The organism is Pantoea sp. S62, from assembly GCF_016658625.1.
Classification (GTDB): Bacteria; Pseudomonadota; Gammaproteobacteria; order Enterobacterales; family Enterobacteriaceae; genus Pantoea; species Pantoea vagans.
In genome coordinates this window covers 90,780-112,123 of the sequence record NZ_JACVVI010000003.1, presented here as the reverse complement: position 1 = coordinate 112,123, position 21,344 = coordinate 90,780, and the positions used below count along the sequence as shown (strand labels likewise).

Annotated in this window: 17 protein-coding genes and 1 pseudogene; 7 read left to right on the top strand and 11 right to left on the bottom strand. The window is 52.9% G+C overall.

Annotated features, from left to right (window positions below; translation table 11 throughout):
• Positions 1-12 precede the first annotated feature (12 nt).
• From IBT54_RS05660 to IBT54_RS05645, 4 genes are all read right to left on the bottom strand, one after another.
• Positions 13-558, bottom strand: a complete 546-nt coding sequence (locus IBT54_RS05660) for a fimbrial protein (RefSeq protein WP_033783104.1) — start codon at positions 556-558, stop codon at positions 13-15.
• Between the two features lie 20 nt (positions 559-578).
• Positions 579-1,193: a LuxR family transcriptional regulator gene (locus IBT54_RS25135; protein WP_236263027.1), complete on the bottom strand. Its 615-nt coding sequence runs from the start codon at positions 1,191-1,193 to the stop codon at positions 579-581.
• A 1,498-nt stretch (positions 1,194-2,691) separates the two neighbouring features.
• Entirely contained in the window at positions 2,692-3,207 is a 516-nt protein-coding gene (locus IBT54_RS05650) for an O-acetyl-ADP-ribose deacetylase (protein ID WP_201251783.1), read from the bottom strand.
• 302 nt (positions 3,208-3,509) lie between these two features.
• The gene (locus tag IBT54_RS05645) at positions 3,510-4,703 is read right to left on the bottom strand and encodes a thioredoxin domain-containing protein (protein WP_095707198.1); all 1,194 of its coding nucleotides are present in this window, start codon (positions 4,701-4,703) and stop codon (positions 3,510-3,512) included.
• A gap of 370 nt (positions 4,704-5,073) precedes the next feature.
• On the opposite strand from IBT54_RS05645, the gene uraH reads away from it, so the two are divergent.
• Positions 5,074-5,496, top strand: a complete 423-nt coding sequence (uraH, locus tag IBT54_RS05640; protein WP_033732693.1) for a hydroxyisourate hydrolase — start codon at positions 5,074-5,076, stop codon at positions 5,494-5,496.
• Positions 5,497-5,510: 14 nt separating this feature from the next.
• Here the strand turns inward: uraH and IBT54_RS05635 are convergent, their stop codons facing one another.
• Positions 5,511-6,434 (bottom strand): LysR family transcriptional regulator, encoded by a 924-nt coding sequence (locus IBT54_RS05635; protein WP_095707199.1) that lies wholly within the window; start codon positions 6,432-6,434, stop codon positions 5,511-5,513.
• A gap of 152 nt (positions 6,435-6,586) precedes the next feature.
• Here IBT54_RS05635 and IBT54_RS05630 point away from each other — a divergent pair, with 152 nt between their 5' ends.
• Entirely contained in the window at positions 6,587-7,336 is a 750-nt protein-coding gene (locus IBT54_RS05630) for an SDR family oxidoreductase (RefSeq protein ID WP_095707200.1), read from the top strand.
• Between the two features lie 180 nt (positions 7,337-7,516).
• Positions 7,517-8,617: an NADH:flavin oxidoreductase/NADH oxidase gene (locus IBT54_RS05625; RefSeq protein ID WP_095707201.1), complete on the top strand. Its 1,101-nt coding sequence runs from the start codon at positions 7,517-7,519 to the stop codon at positions 8,615-8,617.
• 42 nt (positions 8,618-8,659) lie between these two features.
• Here IBT54_RS05625 and IBT54_RS05620 read toward each other — a convergent pair whose 3' ends face one another.
• Positions 8,660-9,244, bottom strand: a complete 585-nt coding sequence (locus IBT54_RS05620; RefSeq protein ID WP_033783097.1) for an NUDIX domain-containing protein — start codon at positions 9,242-9,244, stop codon at positions 8,660-8,662.
• Between the two features lie 83 nt (positions 9,245-9,327).
• On the opposite strand from IBT54_RS05620, the gene IBT54_RS05615 reads away from it, so the two are divergent.
• A complete protein-coding gene (locus IBT54_RS05615) occupies positions 9,328-10,077 on the top strand; it encodes a DeoR/GlpR family DNA-binding transcription regulator (protein WP_201251782.1) in 750 nt (249 codons plus the stop codon).
• Here the strand turns inward: IBT54_RS05615 and IBT54_RS05610 are convergent.
• Positions 10,070-10,738, bottom strand: coding sequence for a glutamate racemase (locus IBT54_RS05610; protein WP_370426426.1), 669 nt, complete (start codon positions 10,736-10,738; stop codon positions 10,070-10,072). The genes IBT54_RS05615 and IBT54_RS05610 overlap by 8 nt on opposite strands.
• Entirely contained in the window at positions 10,720-11,118 is a 399-nt protein-coding gene (locus IBT54_RS05605) for a VOC family protein (protein WP_201251781.1), read from the bottom strand. The genes IBT54_RS05610 and IBT54_RS05605 overlap by 19 nt, the downstream gene beginning before the upstream one ends.
• A 231-nt stretch (positions 11,119-11,349) precedes the next feature.
• Here IBT54_RS05605 and IBT54_RS05600 point away from each other — a divergent pair, with 231 nt between their 5' ends.
• Entirely contained in the window at positions 11,350-12,381 is a 1,032-nt protein-coding gene (locus IBT54_RS05600) for an NADP-dependent oxidoreductase (RefSeq protein ID WP_095707204.1), read from the top strand.
• 255 nt (positions 12,382-12,636) lie between these two features.
• Here the strand turns inward: IBT54_RS05600 and IBT54_RS05595 are convergent, their stop codons facing one another.
• Complete coding sequence (locus tag IBT54_RS05595; RefSeq protein WP_201251780.1) at positions 12,637-14,994, bottom strand: membrane-bound PQQ-dependent dehydrogenase, glucose/quinate/shikimate family; 2,358 nt, start codon at positions 14,992-14,994, stop codon at positions 12,637-12,639.
• A 621-nt stretch (positions 14,995-15,615) separates the two neighbouring features.
• Positions 15,616-16,551: pseudogene (locus tag IBT54_RS05590) on the bottom strand (hypothetical protein).
• 693 nt (positions 16,552-17,244) lie between these two features.
• Between IBT54_RS05590 and IBT54_RS05585 the strand changes: the two are divergent.
• Positions 17,245-18,249 carry a GT-D fold domain-containing glycosyltransferase gene (locus tag IBT54_RS05585; protein ID WP_013357856.1) on the top strand — a complete coding sequence of 335 codons (1,005 nt, stop codon included), beginning with the start codon at positions 17,245-17,247 and terminating at the stop codon, positions 18,247-18,249.
• 190 nt (positions 18,250-18,439) lie between these two features.
• Complete coding sequence (locus tag IBT54_RS05580; RefSeq protein ID WP_201251779.1) at positions 18,440-19,762, top strand: MFS transporter; 1,323 nt, start codon at positions 18,440-18,442, stop codon at positions 19,760-19,762.
• A 111-nt stretch (positions 19,763-19,873) separates the two neighbouring features.
• On the opposite strand, the gene IBT54_RS05575 is transcribed toward IBT54_RS05580, so the two are convergent.
• Complete coding sequence (locus IBT54_RS05575; protein WP_095707208.1) at positions 19,874-21,304, bottom strand: cytosine permease; 1,431 nt, start codon at positions 21,302-21,304, stop codon at positions 19,874-19,876.
• Positions 21,305-21,344 lie beyond the last annotated feature (40 nt).

Sequence of the window (21,344 nt, the reverse complement as noted above, 5' to 3'; positions counted from 1 at the left end):
GCACGGAAAATATTACTGGTAAGTCACGGCATATTGCAGTGATGCGGTTACCGTCCCTGCAGTGGGTGTGCCTGCGGCGTAGTAGCGGGCAGAGTAGGTGGCTGAGCCTGAAGTTTCACCCGCCTGTAGCGTCATATCGCCGCTGCCGGCGTAACCACTGGTCAGATTGATAACCGCATCCTTTGGATCGAGGATTTGTACTTCAACATTTTTTGCTGTGCCGGTATTGGTTAAGTTACCGGCAGAACTGACATTATTGCCGACAAATACCGTCGAGATTTTCGTCGTCTTAGTGCTGTCACCGGTACAGCCGCTCACGCCCACGGTGAAGGTGGTATCACCCGCAGTCGTGCCAGACGTTGCAAGGTCCGACGTGCTCACCGTTGGTAGCAGAACGACAGGGGATGCATTATTACCGTTTACCGACACTGAACAGGTTTCAGCGGTGACTTCGCCCTGAAAATTGATGGTGTTATCTGAGGCAGCGAATACGCTTCCCGACACCAGTGCAGAACTGACCAAAACAGCAAGACTGCGCGATCTGATTTTCATCTTCATTTAATACTCCTTTATCTTCTTTATGCGGAAAACAATTGATTCAGGCTGATGCCCATTTTCCTGCGAATCGCATCTTTGATGTTATAAACGCGCTTCTTTTCAACACCCATTTCACTGGCAATAATCGTCAGTGAAAGCCCGCTTGCCGCCAGGTCAAGAAACTGAACTTCATCCTGATTGAGTGGATTAACTCTTTTCCTGATTGCAGCTTTCAGGCCGAAATAGCAGCCATTGATTTGTTTACTTATCTCGTCAAGAGACTGGTCTGCACGAATGACAGTTTGTATTCGCAGATCCTCTTTTTGCCAGTACGCCGCAAGCGGTTCCATAAAGCGATCGCTGACGACAATGAGCATTAACCCGGTGTTTTTTAAATACTCAATCCAGTTGCTGTTAGTAAAATACCTGACATTTCCCCTGGAGAAGTCAACGAAGACGCATCCTCTGCAAAAGATACTTTCATATTTTCCAGCCACCATATTAAGCAGGGATGAAGAGAAAAAATGATTTCTTCCGGGCCAGGTGGTAATTTTTTGCAACGGACATCGGTTATAAATGTCTGATGCGCGATGGGTGAGATCACAGCCATATTTGCAAGTGGCGCAGCGAATTTCCTCTCTGGTTATCTTTTTCATAATATTCTGGTGTGGTTGCGAGAGTTGTGATTATTTTATCGATAAAAATCTCCGCATTTCAAGGCGATGAAAATTATCCGCTATTTTGTGCATTCGGATTTTTCTTAAAGAGTAACCTCCATGTCTGGGCGTAAGATTTGTTGAAAATTCGGGACAAAAAAGGATTCCTATCCCTTAGCATCGCTGCGGGACCAGGATTTTTTTACGTCCATTAGGAATATTTGGCAAATAAGGCCACTTTGATCAATAAAAATTCCGCACTCAGAGCTAAATCTGCGTGAATTTTGATCAGTGCATTTTTTGTATTTAGCAGCCTGCAAACAGGTGCTGTTAAATAAATACAGGGTTAATTTTTCTTGTGCTGACTCCTTATTTCATTTTCGATGACGCGACATTAATCTGGCTTGATAAAATTTGATGTTGATATTTAATCGCTAACAAATCACTTTAATTAAGAAAACTCCTGGTAAAAATTATGTTAATGGAGCCCTCTGGCATAAATATTGATCTAAATCAGTTATTTAGCATACGGATACATCGCTATTTTTAACTATGTCATTAAAAGAAAAGAGAGATAAAGTTATTTTCTGATCGCGGGGCATTATTCAGGTTTTGTATAAAACAATGGATTGTATCGCGTGAAAATTTACGCTTTTATTTACTGACACACTGAAATGAAGCGTGAGCACCGGCTTGACAGTCAGGCAGAGCAGGGACTTTTTGCCTCTTGTTTGCGTGACATTGATAGTGCTGAATCAGTCAGCATGCGACTGACCACAAAGTCGTTTCCTGGCAGCAAGGTTACACAGGCTTTTTCGATTGTTTCAGGATTTACGTAGCGACCTGCGGAGTAAACAGAGCGTGATTGTGCATCGGCGTGTTTAAGGCCATTTTTTTAACGTTGCCAATGCGAGAGTATGTGGAGACGCATCTACAGAATTTCTGTGACCATCAGCAAGGGTAATGGCGATAACTTTTGCGTAGCGACGTCATGGTACAAAGGCAAAATGCATTTATCAGATGAAATCGGTGATAACGGTCTGATACATCAGGCGTTCGAACAGACAGCAGTCTCTGAATGAGCCTGAGCAATGCATTCGGTCAGTTGCAGAAGGTAAAACTTGTTGTCGGCCTGCAAATCTCAGGCAGCAGAGAGAACTGATAAGAAGCGCGCGAGAAGTTGTTGCAGAAACTGTGCAGCGAGGAAAGCCAGTAAACTTTATGATCGTCGCGGACCAGAGAGCGTGGCGCTGAATGCTCAGGCGGGTGTCGTGATGCTTTCAGACAGATTTGCTGCAATGTGGCTAACAGCCAGAATCAACAGAAATGGAGAGCCGGCCAGACAAAATACCGCCAGACTTCAGGCCGTAATGATCATGCGCATAATGTATATTATGTTAAATAAGGTATTTAATTCCTTCTTTCAGCCTGCATCTCTTCTGGCAGATTTAAATGCCCTGACGAAAAGACGCCTCCCCTGACCTTCGCATGCGAATTATCAGTTAAGCAGCTTAAGATAGAGATCGTAATTCTCTGCATCGAAACAGACTAAGTTAACGTTCTCGAGTGTGCGGTTCTCAGCGATGCAATGTTTAATGACATCTAAGGCAATCGTCGCGGCACGTTCTTTAGGAAAATTATAAATCCCTGTGCTGATATTTGGAAACGAGACCGTTTTAATACCGTGATAGTCGACAAGTTTAAAACAGCTCTGGTAAGCACGTTTCAACAGTGCATCTTCGTCATGTCGTCCATCGCTCCAGCGTGGGCCAACAGTATGGATGACATAATCCGCAGGCAAATTACCTGCGCCAGTTATTACGGCATCACCGACCTTGCACCCACCCTGACGGTTACGGATTAACTGACACTCCGCCAGAATCACAGGTCCGCCTGCGCGATGAATTGCGCCATCTACACCACCGCCACCCAGCAACGAAGAATTGGCTGCATTAACAATCGCCTCTGCGGAGACCTTAGTGATATCACCCTGAATTACAGTTATTTTTTTCATCTGATCCCACGTTTTTGCTTTCGTTTTATGCCCGAACCTGCAGAGTTAGCCTTTCTTTATTGTCACAATTGAAAATTTGCGCCGTATTCAAATATAGACTGCATCTGGTGAAGCGAGGTTGAGCCAATACAGACGCTTTTGTCAGCAATCCGGGGATGCACAAAGATATTAAGGGGATGCATTGGCTGCGATCTGTCAATGACGCCAAAAAACGCAGGTTTTCTCAGTCAGAATGAGACAAAAAATAAAAAAAGCCGGAAGGATTATCATCGTCATTCCGGCACCCTGTTGTAGACATCGATTTATTTTCCTGCCTGCCCCAGGGCTTTATTAATCGCCGACTGCAACATCTCTTCCATCGCCCCGCCTGGGTAAATCGTCACCGTCTCTGCAGTCGCACCTGACAGAGGCATAACAATCATTGCTGGCGTTCCCTGAAAACCGGTATTTTTCGCCAGGATATCCGTACGGGACAATGTGCCGAGCATATCATTGCTTTTTAACTTACCGGCACCGGCTGCAGACGCTGCCTTGGTGATATCTTTCTGTGTCAGCGCGCCCTCGACATGACCACTGGCAAATAGCGAATTGTGGTATTTCATATAGGCATCACCGCCCTTTTGCTGCCAGATTCTTAAACCTGTTTCGGCCGCCTGGTAAGAGGGTTTCCAGCGATAACCAAAAATGGGCCACTCTTTGAAGATAAAGCGTATCTGAGGATTATTTTTCATCAGCGATTGAATGATGGGCGCCTGTCGGGCACAGACGCTGCATTGATAGTCGAAAAATTCTATTACCGCGACTTTTGCGCCCTCCGGCCCGATGGCAGGCACGGTGTTATTATTCAGCAGTTCGTCCTGATGCTGTATGGCTGCTGTGGTCATCGCTTTCACTTGCTCATCATACTGTATTTTCTGCAGTTTCTGATCCACTTCAATCAGTAATTCAGGATGCTTCAACAGATAAGCTTTCGCCAGCTCACCAATACGCGCTTCCTGTTCTGGCGTAAAAGGTGGTTCAGCAACTGGCGTCTGCGAGAATTTTTGTGTGGCATCCATATCAGTCACTGCTGGCTGCGGCTCACTCTTTTCTGCCACGGAAGCGGCCTCAGCAGACGGATTAACAACCGGTGAAGGCTGATCGATCTCAGGCTGTGGCTGAACCGGCGCAGAAGCCGCAGCTTCCTGCGATACCGGAGCGGCACTGGCTTCTGGCACAGCCGCAACAGATGGCTGCTCTGCCGAACCTGGATTGGATGGCGTTGTCGCCACAGAATCATCCGCTTGCTGCGATGCCTCATGAGTTGCTGTAACGGCTGGCGCTTCAGAACTGGCAGGCTGCTGATCAGGCTGCGAAACAGCAGATGCGGCCGCTTCAGGCTGGATAACGGTATTCACAGCGGGATCAGCAGCCGCTGATTCTGCCGCTATTGCCGTCGAAACGCTGGTAGCTCCAGCCAGTAACATCATGGCCAGCGCCAGTTTATTTATAGTCATTAATTGTCGTCCTGAATATGGGATCGCTCATGTGTGATGGCGATGTCGGCAGCGCCGCTGCTGGGTATTTTCATTAGTAGGTTCTATAACTCATTGACTTACGTCATATAAAACCGATTTAAGCCTGCTGCTGCCCTGCTTTCTTTGCTGGATTTACAGAGAATTCAAACCGGTGCCTTCCTTTCCTGGTTAGCTATAACCGCACAACTGTTGAGTAACTGATAAATAGAACATCTGTATGATGTAACTAAACTCAACTTTCTTTCTCAGAAATTTCACATTTCCCTCGCCGAATTATCCCTTTGACCTCAGGCACATTACTCTCTCAGCACTGTCACCCGACCTCAAACAGTCAATAAAGGAAACATTGATGAAAACTTCATATGCTTTGATTGCTACATTACTGATGACCTCTGGCGCATCCGCTATCGCAGCTCAGCCGGCTGCCGCGAAAAACCCGCTGAGCGTGCACGTTCTTAATCTGCAGACGGGCCAGCCAACAGCCGGTATTGAAGTTGAACTGGATCAGAAACAGCAGGATAACTGGGTGAAGCTGGCGTCAGGCGTCACCGATAACAACGGTCGTATCAGCGCCCTGTTCCCGCAGGACAAAACGGCCAGCGCAGGCAGCTACCGTGTCGTATTTAAAACCGGCGACTTCTATAAAAAGAGCAACCAGAAGACCTTCTTCCCTGAGATCCCGGTTGAGTTCAACATGGAAGCGAACGGTGAGCATTACCATATTCCGTTACTGCTGAGCCCGTTTGGTTACTCCACCTATCGCGGCAACTGATGACCGTCCGGCACTCAGGTGCCGGATTCCCCCTCTCCCGCGACACGTTCCGGAAAACTGGCCACCAGCCAGTCGATGAAGACCCGTAACCGTTGCGTCACGTGCCGGTTTTGCGGATAGACCAGATGAAACGGATAGCCCGCGGGACGCCAGTCGCGCAGGATCTCCACCATCTCACCCCGCCGCAGAATCGATGACAGCGAATAGCTGAACGTCTGAATAATCCCCAGCCCTGCCAGTCCCGCGGCCAGATGCCCGTTACTCTCATTGACGCCAATACGATGCGCACTGATGATCTCAATTTTCTCTCCCTGCCGTTCGAACCGTAGCGGAAATGGCTTGCCGGTTAGCGGCGAAAGGTAACTCACCAGCCGGTGCCCGTTACGCAATTCATCAGGATAGGCAGGCACGTCAGACGCTTTCAGATAGGCGGGTGTCGCGCAGGTGATCAGCGTGGCGTGACCAATCAGTCGGGCGACCAGTGAAGAGTCGGCCAGGGGACCGCCACGGATCACACAGTCAACGTTATCGCTAATCAGGTTAACCGGACGATCGGAGACGCCAAGGTCGAGCGTAATATCCGGATAGCGGGCAAAGAAGTCAGGCAACAGCGGGATCAGGATATCCCGCGCGGTCGATCCGCCGGTATCGACACGTAAATGCCCGCGCGGCTTACTGCGCAGCGCATTGAAACAGGCATCGATATCCTCCAGATCGTGCAGGATACGCAGTGCCTTCTCATAGTATTCCCGCCCCTCCGGGGTAACGGTCACGCGTCGGGTCGTGCGCTGAAGAAGTCTGATGGAGAGATGCGCTTCCAGCTCCTGAACCAGCTTGCTCAGCGTGGCTTTCGGCATGTTCAGCGAGTCCGCCGCGCGGGTAAAACTGCCGCTTTCCACTACCCGTGAAAAGGCTTTAATCGCCAGCAGCTGATCCATTTATGTCCCCTATTATCCACCAGCATGGATAGTCATTTTCATTTTTGCGGATTTATCCGTCAATCCTGCTCTTTTACAGTAGCCATCAGTCCGGCAGCCCCGCTGACCGGGAAGAGATAAATCTGTTAATGCCACCATTCGGAGAAACGCTAATGAACGCATCACTTGCAGGAAAAATTGCGCTGGTAACAGGCGGAACCAGCGGAATTGGCCTGGCCACCGCACGGGAACTGGCGGCACAGGGCGTGCAGGTATTTATTACCGGCCGGCGTCAGGCGGAACTGGATGATGCGGTCGCTGAAATCGGCGGAACCGTCAGCGGTATCCGGGCCGATGCCTCTCAGCTGCACGATCTCGACAACGTTTACTCCCGCATTGCGGCGCAGGCCGGACGGCTGGATATTCTGTTCGCCAACGCCGGAGGCGGCGACATGCTGCCGCTGGGCGCGATTACTGAAGAGCACGTTGATCGGATCTTTGGCACCAACGTGCGCGGCGTGCTCTTTACTGTGCAAAAAGCCCTGCCTCTGCTGGTTGATGGCGCGTCAGTCATTCTGACCGGGTCAACCGCTGCTTCGCAGGGTACAGCGGCCTTTAGCGTCTACAGTGCCAGTAAAGCGGCGGTGCGCAACTTTGCCCGTTCGTGGGCGCTGGATCTGAAAGATCGCGGCATCCGGGTTAATGTCGTCAGTCCCGGTCCGATCCGCACGCCGGGGCTGGGCGATCTGGTCAGTGAAGATCAGCGTCAGGGCTTGTTTGATGCGCTAGCCGCACAGATACCGCTTGGCCGTCTGGGAGAACCACAGGAAGTGGCCAGAACCGTTGCTTTTCTCGCGTCTGATGCCGCCAGCTTTATCAATGCGACAGAGCTGTTTGTCGATGGCGGAATGGCGCAGGTCTGAGTGCTGATAACAGACCCTGTTGCGATGGCAGCGGGGTCTGCATCCCGCTAGCTAAGCGCAGCGGTGTACTCAGCTAAGCCCAGCCGCAGTCATAAAAAGTCACGTTGCAATCATCCCGCCCGGCCAATCCCCCGCTATAGTTATTGCCTGTCACGTCCGTCATAACACCATGGAGATAACATGAGCCAACTTTTTTCTTCTGTCTCACTGGGCGAACTTACGCTGGATAACCGCATTGTGATTGCGCCGATGTGCCAGTACTCCGCTGATGCGGGCAATGCCACCGCCTGGCACCGGATCCATCTTGGTCAGCTCTCGTTTTCCGGCGCGGGTCTGATGATTATCGAAGCCACTGCCGTCGAGGACATTGGTCGCATCTCTCCCGGCGATTTGGGCTTATGGAATGATGATAATGAAGCCGCGCTGAAAACGGTGCTGGAAGATGTGCGCCGCTACTCCTCTATCCCGGTGGGTATTCAGCTGGGCCATGCGGGCCGCAAAGCGTCGTGCGCCGTGCCCTGGGAAGGCGGTAAGCAGATTGCGCCAGATGCCGGCGGCTGGCAGACCGTGGCGCCGTCAGCTGTGAGCTACAGCGAGGGTGAAGTGAAACCGCTGGCGATGAGCATTGACGATCTGCAGCGGGTAAAACAAGCCTTTGTCGACAGCGCCCATCGCGCGGTACGCCTGGGCATCGAGCTGATCGAAGTCCATGCCGCACACGGCTATCTGCTGCATCAGTTCCTGTCGCCGCTGTCGAATCAGCGCAGTGACGAATATGGTGGTTCGCCGGAAAACCGTATGCGCTTCCCGCTTGAGGTGTTCAAAGCCGTCCGTGAAGCCGTACCCGCGTCCGTGCCGGTAGGCGTGCGCATTTCCGCTACGGACTGGGTTGAAGGCGGCTGGGAAATTAAGCAGTCGATCGCCTTCTCACGTGAGCTGGAAGCGCTGAACTGCGCTTATATCCACGTCTCAAGTGGAGGTCTGTCGGAAGATCAGAAAATCAGCGTCGGGCCAAACTATCAGGTGCCATTCTCTCGCGATATCCGCGAACAGGTGTCGATTCCGGTGATTGCGGTTGGCCTGATTACGGAACCGCAGCAGGCGGAAGGTGTGCTTCAGCAGGGAGATGCCGATCTGGTCGCTCTTGCTCGCGGCATTCTCTACGATCCGCGCTGGCCGTGGCACGCTGCTGCGGCACTGGATGGTAAAGTTCAGGTTCCGCCGCAGTATCTGCGTTCTGAACCGCATGATGTCAAAGGTATTCTGACGCAGGATCAGTAAGCTTTACGGGCAGAGCGCATAGACGGCACTCTGCCCGCTTTCTTATAAAATGCCTTTGAGTCGCAGATGCTGCAGCAGCATGATGGTTTTAGCATCCACAATCTCACCCTGGTCAATCGCCTGCAACGCCTGGTCGAAACCGATCTCCAGCACCTCGATATCCTCACCCTCTTCCGCTATCCCGCCGCCTTCACCGCTGCGCTGCTGGTCGTCATACTCAGCAATAAAGAAGTAAAGCTTTTCCGTCACCGAACCGGGGCTCATAAAGGCTTCAAACACCTTCTCAACGCGGCTGACGCGAAAACCCGTCTCCTCTTCCGCTTCAGCAACAATGCGCGCTTCCGGCGAGGCGTTATCCAGCAGGCCCGCGGCCGCTTCAATCAGAAATCCATCATGCCCGTTGAGGAAAACCGGAAAGCGAAACTGCCGGGTCAGCACTACCGTGCGTTTGTCGCGGTTATAGAGCAGGATGACTGCGCCGTTGCCCCGGTCATACGCTTCACGGCTCTGCTCCTGCCACTGGCCATCACGGCGCAGCAGCGAGAAGGTATATTTCTTCAGGGTATACCAGTTATCTGACAGCAACTGCTCACTGATGATGCGCACACGGGATTGGTTCTGCTGCATGGTGCTCTCCAGGATAAGTAGACAGCCCACACGCTATCATGCAAAATCGTGCACATTCAAGAAAAAACACGCAAAGGAAAGAGATGCTATCCAGCCAGCGTAAACAGAAAATCCTTGCCCTGCTCGCTCAGGAAAAACAGGTGCAGTCGCGCGACCTCAGCCAGCGCTTCAACCTCTCTGAGGACTCTATCCGCCGTGACCTGCGTGAGCTGGCAGCGGAAGGTTTATTGCAGCGGGTACATGGCGGTGCGCTGCCGGTTTCCGCTGCGCTGGGCACTTTTGAAACACGCAAAAGCGTGCAGACTGCGTCAAAGCAGGCCATTGCCCAAAAGGCGGTTTCGCTGATCCAGCCGGGACAGATCGTACTGATTGATGGCGGGACCACCAGCGCGGAACTGGTGCGACAGTTACCTGCAACGCTGAGCTTTACCGCCGTCACCCACAGTCCCAGCGTGGCGCTGGCATTAGCCGATCATCCACGGGTGGAGATCATACTGGTTGGCGGACAGCTCTATAAGCATTCAGTGGTGACCGTGGGCGCGGCGATGCTGGAGTCGATCAATCGCATTAATGCCGATCTCTTTTTTATGGGCGTTACCGGTGTGCATCCGGCTGCCGGGCTGACCACCGGCAATTTCGAAGAGGCGACGGTGAAGCGTGCGCTGGCAGGACGTGCAGCTGAAACCGTGGTGCTGGCGTCAGCCGAAAAGCTGAATTCCGCCTCAGCCTTTGCCATTGGCGACTTGTCGCTGGCCAGCACGCTGGTTGTAGAAACGCAGCCGGACGACGCGCTGCAACAGGCGCTGAGCCAGCATAACGTGACAATCATCTGAGATCGTAGCAAGCCTGCAAAGCCAGATGCGGACCGGTCAGCGGTCGCCGGGGCGCGGGAAACTGCCGGGCAACCGGCGTCATTGAGCTTTGCGCCAAAGCCACCGCAACGGCGCCCTGCTGATACGCCTGCTCTGCGGCTGCCGCGATCAGGGCAAAATAGCGTGTTGTCTCCCCCGCTTTAAACGCCGCCCATGCGTCCTCCACTAGCGCAACCTCTGTCTGGCTGCCGGGCTGGCAGAAAAGCGCCCGCGTCGCCGCCAGCGTTGATTCTGCCGCACAGAGCGCCACCCTCGGCCCCGTATGACGCCGCAATGCCGCCGCTAACATGCCGTCGGTGCGCATGACCCGATCCTGCACGGAGAAATCATCGGCAACCGGTCCCAGCGTGGAACAGGTAATCAGTACGGCATCAAACTGCGGCAGCATTGCTTTGATCAGTTGCGCGATACGGCAGCGTAACTCCGCCGTCATCCCGCCGCTGCGTTCCGCCTCGGCCAGCAGCGAAGGCATCACCAGGTGATTTAGCGGCGAGTTGTCACGCGTAAGTGCGCTGGCGGCATCATCAAAGATCGCGATATTGCTGGCAGCGGTGTGGAAGCAAAGAATATTCAGGGTGAGTTCCTTTTCTGATGGGTGCAGGGTCAGCGTGTGGGTTGCCACAAGCCATGCTGGATAACGACACGATAACCATCCTTGTCGATAAATGTCACGCCCCGCTGATCCCAGTAAGGATTAAAGGATGGCACTCGCTGGAAGCCTGCGTCATCCATAGAAGTACAACGAAACAGCCAGTCTCGCTGGTGGGGAATGTAAAGCACCAGCAGATCGTCTTCCGTTGGCGATGGCCGGACGGGATGGGTATGACAGAGCGTGAATTCGAGATGCCAGCCCAATCCCTCCGCGCCCAGCATTACACCACTAAAACCCTGATGATCGGTAAACTCACCGATTTCCTGCAACCCCAGCCCGTGGCAATAGATCTGACTGCTTTGTTTCAGACCAGTCACAGGTCGGGCAATACGCAAATGCTGAGTAGTCATGGTTCTCTCCCTGTTCAGTTCACTGGTATTTATCACACTCTTCAGCGCTTCCTGTGATCCTGGATGCTAACAACCGCCCAGGCAGTTCCATCAAACGACCGTATTTGCAAATGATGCAAAATCCGCTTACCGCTCACAGCGCTAAATGCATTCCCGCCGCAGTCATCTACACTTTCCCGGTATTCATATGGCAATGCCCAGTGCATCGCCCGGCTATAAAAGGAAGACAATATGACTGAACAAGCAACCCAGAACCATGCCTGGTTACTGGCTTCACGCCCTCACGGTGAGCCGACCAAAGAGAATTTCCGCCATGTGGCGCAGCCCATCCCGGAAATCAAAGAAGGCGAAGTGCTGCTGAAGACTATCTACCTCTCACTCGATCCCTATATGCGTGGCCGGATGGACGACGGTAAATCTTACGCCGCGCCGGCAGAGCTGGATCAGCCAATGGTCGGTGGCACCGTCTGTCAGGTCGTCGAATCGAAAAACAGCAACTTTAAAACCGATGACTGGGTGCTGGCGCAGAGTGGCTGGCAGGAGTATGCCGTCTCCGATGGCAAAGAGATTGCGAAGCTGGGCAACGATCTGCCGCATCCGTCATGGGCGCTGGGCATTCTCGGAATGCCAGGCTTTACCGCCTACATGGGTCTGATGGATATCGGTCAGCCGAAAGCGGGTGAAACCCTGGTCGTCGCCGCGGCAACCGGTCCGGTAGGCGCAACAGTAGGTCAGTTAGGTAAGCAGAAAGGCTGTCGTGTCGTCGGTGTCGCAGGCGGTGAAGAGAAATGCCGTTACGCGGTCGATACGCTGGGCTTTGATGCCTGCCTTGATCACCACAGTGCCGACTTTGAAGAGCAGCTGAAAAACGCCTGTCCGGATGGCATCGACATCTATTTCGAAAATGTGGGTGGCAAAGTGTTTGATGCGGTATTCCCGCTGCTTAACACCGCGGCGCGCGTGCCGGTCTGCGGCCTGGTCTCCGCTTACAGCCAGCGCGAACTGCCTGAAGGCCCGGACAGAACCTCATTGATCATGGCGGGCATTCTGAAGCGCCGTATCCGTATGCAGGGCTTTATCATCTTCCAGGATTACGGTGATCGTTATCCGGAGTTCCTGGAGGCGATGCGTCCTATGGTGGAGAGCAAAAAAATCCACTATCGCGAGCACATGATTGAAGGGTTAGAGAACGCACCACAGGCGTTTATCGATATGCTGAATGGTAAAAACTTCGGTAAAACCGTGGTGAACGTCGGCGCATAATGGTTAGCGTGCCACGTCACTGACGTGGCACGCTGCATTGAATGCAGTATCCCTATCCCCGCAGTATGACCTCTCTGGCCTCAGGCCCGCGCGTAACCCAAAGACTCTCCAGCAAATCAGGCACACCTGTCACTGACGACGTTTAGCAGTAAATGTATTCAGAAGGAAAAAAGTGAAGACGTGATATCGCACGAAAGTTAGCCTGGTGAGCGCGTAATAACGCTGAGCGCCAGGGCGGCGCTCAGCAGGTCATAATTACTTCAGACGGAACGCGACAACGCTGTCGCCCGCCGTGGTGCCAAGCGAGCCATGGCCGCCTGCGGCAATCACCACATACTGCTTACCATCTTTGCCCATAAAAGTTGATGGCGTGGCCTGTGCACCCGCGCTCAGTTCCGTCTGCCACAGCAGCTCACCGGTGGTGCTGTCGTAAGCACGGAAGAAGTTATCTGCCGTTGCGCCGTGGAACACCAGGTCGCCCGCTGTCAGCAGCGGTCCGCCGTGCGCCACCATCCCCATCGGGAAACCGAACGGGAAACGGCCAGGCAGGAAGCTGGTCTTGAGGTTTTTGGTGGTGCCAACGCGACGCAGCCATTCGGTTTTGCCGGTGGTCAGATCCACACCCACCATCCGTCCCCACGGTGGCGCGATGCAGGGAATACCCAGCCCCGATGCCATCTGCTGGATGTGGATAGCGTAGTCACCGTGGAAGTTCTCATTCCAGTACGGTGTGCCATCTTTGGTGAAGGTACGCTGAGTTTCGGTTTCCGGCGTGCGCTTGATCAGGTTGTACTTGTAGGCCAGGCGCACCGGTGCCGCAATCAGCATCTGGCGCTGTGGATCAACCGCCACGGAACCCCAGTTAAACACTCCGATATTGCCCGGGAAGATCAGCGAGCCTTTCTCGGTTGGCGGCGTCCACGGGTTACCGTCATAACGCAGTTCACGGAAGGTCGTGCGGCAGGCTATCTGGTCAAACGGCGTAATGCCCCACATCGACTTCTCAGTCAGCGGCTGCGGAATGAAGTTCAGGCTGGAGACCGGCTGGGTCGCCGCGTACTGCTCTCCCTTAATGCCATCGGTAGAGACCTTAACCTGCTCTACCGGGTAAACCGGCTCACCGGTCAGGCGGTTCAGCACAAACAGGTTGCCGGTTTTGGTCGGCAGGATCACCGCCGGTTGCGGTTTGCCCTGATAGTTGATGTCTACCAGCGACGGCTGTGACGGGTTATCGCGATCCCACAGGTCGTGGTTCGAACTCTGATAACGCCATTTGAACGCACCGGTTTTCAGATCCAGCGCCACCAGCGCATCACGGAATTTTTCGGTATTGCTGGCAGGATCGCGTTCAATGCCGATTTCATCCGGCGAGGCGTTACCAAATGGTACATAGACCAGGCCGTTTTTCAGGTCGGCGCTCAGCGTAGCCCAGGCGACCGGGGTATCCTGCGGATAGGTTGCGCCTGCGGCGACCGGTGCGGTGTTATCCGGATTAGCCGGATCGAAGTTCCACACCAGACGACCCGTAACGGCATCATAGGCACGGATGACACCCGATGGGTTGCCGCTGTTGAAGCCGTTATCCATCACAGAACCGCCAACAATCACCAGATTGCCTGCCACCAGTGGTGCAGCAGTCTGCATCAGCGCATGCGGACGCACCTCGCCCATGTTGGCGCGCAGGTTTACCACGCCGTTGTCACCAAATTCAGCACAGGGCTTGCCGGTGTCGGCATCCAGCGCCAGCAGGCGGGCATCGGTGGTCGCATTGAAGATACGTTTGCGGCAGATAGCCGGGGATGCGCCTGTCTGCTGCTCCGCCTGCTGACCGGCATCGAAGTAGCTCACGCCACGGCAGGTCTGGTGCTGCTGCAGATAAGAGCGGTTTTTATCCGGCGCTGTTTTCCACTTCACCGCACCGGTTTCCGGGTCAAGAGCATGAACCTCGTTGTGCGGCGTACAGAGGTAGAGCATGCCGTTGGCTTTCAGCGGCGTCGCTTCAAAGGTGTACTCGGTTGCATCATCACCCTGACGCAGATCGCCGGTGTGATAGGTCCATGCCACTTCCAGATCTTTAACGTTATCTTTAGTGATCTGCTTCAGTGCCGAGAAGCGCTGGCCATCTGTGGTCCCGCCATAGGCGTTCCACTCTTCAGCAGCACCGCCGGTCGCGGAACTGTTACGTTGGGTATTGATGGTGCCCTGTTGCGGCAGCGGATCGTAAAAGCAGAGGCCAATCACCAGCAGCACCATCAGCACCACGGAGCCGCCAAGGAAAGGATGGAAGCGACGCTGTCCCTGATAGAGAGGACGAACCACCCACGGCAGAGCCAGCCAGACACCCAGCGCACCAAACAGGTCGCCGCGCGGGATCCACTGCCACTTATCGAAGCCCACTTCCCAGATCGTCCAGAACAGCGTTATCCACATCAGCAGCGCATACAGCGTCAGTACACTGCGTTTGTTCATCATCAGCAGAATCGCGCTGAGCAGAACGCCTACCCCCATCAACGCATAGAACGCGCTGCCTCCTGCAAGCAGAAGTTGTCCTCCCATGTAAATCAGGGCGATAGAAAATATCACCATGATTACACTGGTTATTTTATTTATCATGATCCATCCTCGGGTCATTAGCGGTCATCAGAAAATTAAGCTGGAAACATAAATTCAACGAGATCTTAACTTACGTGAGAAATATGTAAAAACGTGTATAAGCGTAACCCATTAAAAATATTTATTAATAATGTCAACTGCAGGGGCGCTGAGACCGCTTTATTTACTTTTCTAAGGGGGAATAACGAGATAACCATCACAAAAAGTTAACCATAAGCTGTAACTATCGCACCTTTTGTTCATGGGTGAACAATTATCAGACAAGAAGCGCTTTTGTAATTATCCGCTACAGCAAGGCTTTTACACTTCAATAAGCACACAGTAATGGCTGCTGCAGGCACAAAAGATGTCCATCCGTGTTGGGTTGCGCAAAATATAGCTATCTGGAATAGGCCAGGTTGGAGGGTGATTTGGCCAATGACTGATGAGTCTATGCCCGCCTGATTGGTGGATACTCAGGACAGGTTTGAAGACTTCATTAAACGATAAGCATCAACAATAAAGCCCGCACTGAGCGGGCTTTTGCTTTCAGTAAAATTAGCTTGTGTTAAACCTGTTAAGCATACTGACAGGCTTTAAGCCGTGTTCCGTCACCAGCAATCATGCTGGTGATTACTCAAATTATGATGATATGCCAGCGCGCTTCTCTTCGTCCGTCAGATAGCGCACCTTGCGGGTGTAATCCTGGCCGCGAAACAGCAATGGCTGATCGGGATTATCCAGATACTTCTGCCATTCACTTAACGGGAATCCACCGTGAGCGCCAATCACTTCTTTCGGGATAACAGACGGCGTGCCGCCAATCTTTTTGGATACCGGCCAGTTAGTCCAGTCACCCAGATTAACCGTTTGAAAGTCAAGGGTATCCAGTGCAACTGACAGAGGAGGCTGATCCGTAGGTGGCTGATCATCGGGCAGCGTCGTCCAGGTGTCATTGAAGAGGTCTACCCACAGCGGACAAAGTCTCTGCCAGGTAAAGTAGGTAGCCGCCAGGAACGCGCTGTTAACGTGTTGCTCCAGACCTGGGCGTACGCTGTTAGCTTAATATGCCGGAACATACTGATAACCCTGCTTTTCAAACTTAGCCCCCATGCGCCCATTACGGAAGCATGAGTACAGACTGAATTTTTCCAGCTGATAGCTTGGTGTTTTGAGCAGGTTTAAATCGGAGTCGATCATCAGTACGCCGGTCGAGTCCGGACTCGCTGATAAAGGAGCCTGCATTTTCAAGAGGCGGCTTTTGTAGATCTGCGCATAGCGGTGTGACGGATTCGGGATCTGAATATCCAGAGTCACTACTCGCGCCTTTTCAGGCAAATGGGTGAATGCGGCCGCAGGCTGATCGGTCACGATAACTATTTCGCGTAAATCAGGTGCGGAGCGTGCCGCGAACGTTGCGCTAAGGATGGCTTCTTCAACGAAATCAGCGCCTACAGTCGGGATAACAACGCTGGATATATCGTTGCGGTTATCACTGCCCGCAACCTGAGCGTAAGGGATATTGTGCCGGGAGGTAATGCGACGATAGTCCTTTGAGAAGCGCTTTAAAAAATTCATTGTATGTCCATTTTCATAGCAAAATGCCAGTGTTGAGCCCATTTAACTTAATGGCTCGTTAACTCTCAAGTTTTGAATTGTTATTTGTTCAAAATTCAACCACCTCAAGCGTTATTTATCGCTGAGGGGCATTCTGGCAGACCCGAATAGCTGTTCAGTCGTTAATCGCTGACCTGGTGAACGCGCCCGCCAACGGTAGCTATTGTCGAGACGTACAACGCTGATGCCGATACAGTCAGGTCAGCACTCTGCCCCAATCCGCGATAATACAGCATGATTGCAGAAACCGTGTGGCGCCTGATGGCGTCAACGAGAAGCATGAGTTTATTCGACGAACGAATATAAATGTCAAATAATCATAATGGTTTATTCACCTCGCTCTGCAATTACTCTTAATGCTGATATCGGGAAAGTTACTGCTCTGTTGTTTTTATGATCAGGTTATTCAACGCTGATGCGGTGTGATGGAGTTTAAAATCATTCAATGATGCGGAACACACCTCGAATTTAGCCATTTCCAGGAAAATAAAAAACAGGGAATAGATTAGTGAAAGAAGGAATTTCTTCGATGATACCGATTTCAGATATTCCGTAGCCTGACGGGTTTTTTATCTGTGATATATATCATCACTCTTATTATTAATCCGGCCGACAGTCGGGTTTTTCACTGGCAGCAATAACCCAAGGCTAACTATGTCCGCACTTAACGCTATTTATCGTAAGTTTCGTTTTCCGTTTAAATTTATTAATGCGGCCATTCGCTATCCTGCCGCGCAGGCACGGGTTAAACGTTATTCCGTCATGTCGATAGAAGAAACTATCGATCTGCTATTACATAAACCGCAATTATCACTGGCCCGTTACGGCGACGGAGAACTGGAGATGACCTGGTATAAAAACATTGGCTTTCAGCCATTTGACCCAAAACTGTCGGCAAGGCTCAAGACGCTGCTGCAGCAGGCGCCTCAGGACAACCCGAACTGTCTGATTTGCCTGCCAGATGCTTTTCGCACCACCCGCAATATGAAAAATGGATCGGCCCTGTTCTGGTTCTTCCATAAATCATTTTACTTTAAACATTATGATGCTCTGCTGAATCATCAGTACCATTATGGCAATACCTCCGTTACCCGCCCTTATCACGATTATAAAAGCAAAAAATTATCCAGGACGATATTCGATAAATTTAAACAGCTCTACCAGGGTCGCCGGGTATTAATTGTTGAAGGCAGTGGCACACGTCTGGGATTAGGCAATAATTTATTGGAGGGGGCCAGTGAAATTAAACGCATTACGACGCTGAACCGTAATGCTTTTTCCGTTTATGATCGTCTCTTCGATACGGTATTAGCGAATGCAGTCAACTTTGACCTGGTCTTAATTTCTTTAGGCCCGACGGCAACCGTGCTGGCGTATGATTTAAGTCAGCGCGGAATTCGCTGTATTGATAGCGGCCATGTCGACATTGAATATGAGTGGATGCTGGCCAGTGCCACCAGCAAAGTAAAAGTGGCAGGAAAAAATGTTAATGAAGCGGGCGTACTGCTGAGTGAACAGACAACAGTCGCTGATGCGACATATCAGCGGCAGATTTTGCAGCACGTTGGCGAAACGCCACAGGATACAACCATGGCGGAAACGGAAGTGGTGGTTATCCCGCTGCCCCACGTCAGCAGCACCCATCATAACGCAGCCTGAGGTTCACCACCGACAGGCAATGACTGCACCGCATTGATGCGCAGGCGAATAATTAGCGGGATCATTTAACCCGTTAAGCGCAGGCTCAGCAGCCCGCGGCCTCTGTCAGCCCTGGTTTTGCCGGATGAACCTCTTTTCCGGCATTAATCTTGCTTCGGCTCTCCTGAGACATTTAATCAGGAGACGTGAGATGACATCCAGCCGTTACCGTTACACCATATTTTCACTGCTGTTCCTGATCGCCCTGATCAACTACATCGATCGCGGCGCCCTGTCATTTGCGGCCAACGCCATTGCGGCGGAGTACCACTTCAGCAAAGTCCAGCTCGGCGCGGTGCTGGGTTACTTTGGCTTCGGTTATCTGTTTGGTTCGCTGTGTGGCGGCTTCCTTGCCGACCGGATCGGCACGAAGAAAGTCTGGCTGCTGGCTGGTGTGCTCTGGTCGTTGCTGGAGATCGCCACCGCCTGGGCCGGTGAACTGGGCATGGCGCTGTTTGGCGGCTCCGCCATTATGGGCTTTGCGGCCCTGCGCATCCTGTTTGGTTTTTCTGAAGGCCCGGCCTATGCGCTGATGAACAAGGCGATTGCCCACTGGGCACCCGACAATGAGCGTGGCTTCGCGCTGGGCATCGGCCTGCTCTCAACCCAGGTCGGCGCGCTGCTGACCGCCCCGATCGCGGTTGGCCTGCTGCTGCTGACCCATGACTGGCGCATGATGTTTATCCTGCTCGGTGTGTTCTCCCTGCTGGCGATGGCGCTGTTTGCCCGCACCTTCAGCGACAGCCCGGAAAAGAGCCCTCACACCGATGCCGCTGAACGCACACTGATCCAGCGCGCTCAGCGCCGCAGCGCAGGCGACAGCGTCTCCCTGCCGTGGTGGCGCTTCTTTACCAGCCGCACGCTGGTCTGCAACGCGCTGGGCTACTTCTCATTTCTCTACATCACCTTTACCCTGGTGACCTGGATGCCGAAGTATCTGCAGGATAATTTCCATTATGACCTGCACTCGCTGTGGTACGTGGCGATGATCCCCTGGAGTGGCGCCTGCATCACCGTGCTGCTGGGCGGCCGTATTGCCGATGCCCTGCTGGCCCGCTTCGGCAACCTGCGGCTGGCGCGCAATCTGTTTGCGGCGGTTACGCTGTGTGGCACCGCCTGCTGCTTTATGGCGATCCCCTACGTGCAGTCGGCTGCCGGGATTATCGCACTGATGACGCTGGGCAATGCGCTGAATGCGCTGGTGAATAATGTCTACTGGTCGGTAGTGATTGATGTCACCCCGAAAGCGTCGGTCGGCACCTACAGCGGCATAACGCTGGCTATAGCCAACCTGGCGGCAATTATCTCTCCGATGCTCTGCGGCTGGCTGGCGGAATATTACGGTTACAACGCGATGTTTACCGTCACTGCAGTCATCGCCTTCGGTAGCATGCTGGCGATGACGCTGCTGCAGCCAGAAAAGCCGCTGGTGGCCGAAGCGCAGACTGGCGCGGCAGATGTTTCAGCGGCGTAATCTCAGGCAGGGAGGTTCCCTGCCATGAAGGATTGCGGCTTAGCCTGACAGCCTGCCGATCACACATTCAGCCCGGAACAAAAGCCGCCTTTCATGGCGGCTTTTACCTTTTCACATAGCGGTATAGATTGACTGTTCAGGTCTGCCACGACGATCCCAGCGGCTGGCGAATAGCCATAACAGCGCCGTCGCAAACCAGCCGATGATCCACGAGACATCATTGCCGGCAAAAATCCAGGTCAGCGAGCCATGGTGCAGCGGATTATCAATAAACGGCAGTTGCACCACCACCCCCAGGAAATAGACGGTGATACCGGCCAGATTCCAGCGTCCATAGCGTCCATCCGGCTGAGACAGTGCCGGGACATCGACCCTGCCTTTGGTGATCAGATAGAAATCGGTCAGGCTGATCGCGCTCCAGGGCACAAAGAAAGCCAGCAGGAAGAGCAGGAAGTGGGTGAAGGATTTCAGGAAGGCCGGTTCACTGAGCAGAGCAATGACGCAGGCCAGCGCCACCATCAGCACCACAAACAGAATGCGTGCGCCCCGACTCAGCGTGGTTTGCTGCCGAAAGCCAGACACGATGGTCGTCAGTGACATAAAACTGCCGTACGCATTCAGCGTGGTAAAGGTGATTTTCCCAAAGCAAATCGCGAAATAAATCACCATCGCCATGGTCGCCGTGCTGCCCATGCTCACGATGTAACCCACCTCATTACCTGCAAACGCACTACCGGCAATAGCCGCGACGATCACCCCCAGCGTCATTGAAGCCTGGGTGCCAAGCACGGTGCCGAAAAAAACCGCGCTGAACAGTTTCTTTGCAGAGACATCAGCCGGCAGATAGCGCGAATAGTCCGAGACGTAGGGACAGAAGGCAATCTGCCATGATGAAGAAAGGGAAACCGCCAGCAGGAAATTCGCCACGGTAAAGTGCTGATTCTGCCAGACGGCGGATAAATCATGCGCAGAGAACAGCGTGATGAAAAGATAAACAAAGGCTAAAACGCCAATAACGCTCGCCACTTTCCCCAGCTGATGGATGACACGATAGCCCAGCACCGCAATGATCACGATGAGGATGCTGAACAGGATCATCGCCGCTGAATTGCTGACATGGATAAGTTTAGCCAGCGCCTGTCCCGCTAACACTGTCCCGCTGGCTGAAAACCCCACATACATCATGCAGACCAGCACCAGCGGAATAACGGCACCAAACACGCCAAACTGCATACGGCTGGTGATCATCTGCGGTAAACCCAGGCGCGGTCCCTGGATCGCATGCAAAGACATGATCGCTGCACCCAGAATCTGACCCACCAGTAAGCCAATGAGCGACCATACAACGTCGCCACCCAGCACTACGGCCAGCGCACCCGTGACAATGGCCGTGATCTGCAGGTTGCCCCCAAACCAGAGCGTAAACTGGCTAAAGGGATGGCCATGGCGTTCGCGCAACGGGATGTAATCAATGGAACGGGTTTCTGACAGGCGCTGTTTCTCTGCGCCTGAATAGTCTGCTGCAGATGTTTTGACCGACATAGATTCCTCGCTGAAACAGTGAGAGACGCGTTAACTGAAA

Excerpts from the sequence above, each read along its gene's own strand:
- IBT54_RS05575 (WP_095707208.1), bottom strand. The coding sequence starts at position 21,304 with ATGTCGGTCAAAACATCTGCAGCAGACTATTCAGGCGCAGAGAAACAG.
- IBT54_RS05595 (WP_201251780.1), bottom strand. The coding sequence starts at position 14,994 with ATGATAAATAAAATAACCAGTGTAATCATGGTGATATTTTCTATCGCC.
- IBT54_RS05635 (WP_095707199.1), bottom strand. The coding sequence starts at position 6,434 with ATGGATCAGCTGCTGGCGATTAAAGCCTTTTCACGGGTAGTGGAAAGC.
- IBT54_RS05660 (WP_033783104.1), bottom strand. The coding sequence starts at position 558 with ATGAAGATGAAAATCAGATCGCGCAGTCTTGCTGTTTTGGTCAGTTCT.
- IBT54_RS05620 (WP_033783097.1), bottom strand. The coding sequence starts at position 9,244 with ATGCAGCAGAACCAATCCCGTGTGCGCATCATCAGTGAGCAGTTGCTG.
- IBT54_RS05645 (WP_095707198.1), bottom strand. The coding sequence starts at position 4,703 with ATGACTATAAATAAACTGGCGCTGGCCATGATGTTACTGGCTGGAGCT.
- IBT54_RS05605 (WP_201251781.1), bottom strand. The coding sequence starts at position 11,118 with ATGACTACTCAGCATTTGCGTATTGCCCGACCTGTGACTGGTCTGAAA.
- IBT54_RS05630 (WP_095707200.1), top strand. The coding sequence starts at position 6,587 with ATGAACGCATCACTTGCAGGAAAAATTGCGCTGGTAACAGGCGGAACC.
- IBT54_RS05615 (WP_201251782.1), top strand. The coding sequence starts at position 9,328 with ATGCTATCCAGCCAGCGTAAACAGAAAATCCTTGCCCTGCTCGCTCAG.
- IBT54_RS05600 (WP_095707204.1), top strand. The coding sequence starts at position 11,350 with ATGACTGAACAAGCAACCCAGAACCATGCCTGGTTACTGGCTTCACGC.
- IBT54_RS05625 (WP_095707201.1), top strand. The coding sequence starts at position 7,517 with ATGAGCCAACTTTTTTCTTCTGTCTCACTGGGCGAACTTACGCTGGAT.
- uraH (WP_033732693.1), top strand. The coding sequence starts at position 5,074 with ATGAAAACTTCATATGCTTTGATTGCTACATTACTGATGACCTCTGGC.
- IBT54_RS05585 (WP_013357856.1), top strand. The coding sequence starts at position 17,245 with ATGTCCGCACTTAACGCTATTTATCGTAAGTTTCGTTTTCCGTTTAAA.
- IBT54_RS05580 (WP_201251779.1), top strand. The coding sequence starts at position 18,440 with ATGACATCCAGCCGTTACCGTTACACCATATTTTCACTGCTGTTCCTG.
- IBT54_RS05650 (WP_201251783.1), bottom strand. The coding sequence starts at position 3,207 with ATGAAAAAAATAACTGTAATTCAGGGTGATATCACTAAGGTCTCCGCA.
- IBT54_RS25135 (WP_236263027.1), bottom strand. The coding sequence starts at position 1,193 with ATGAAAAAGATAACCAGAGAGGAAATTCGCTGCGCCACTTGCAAATAT.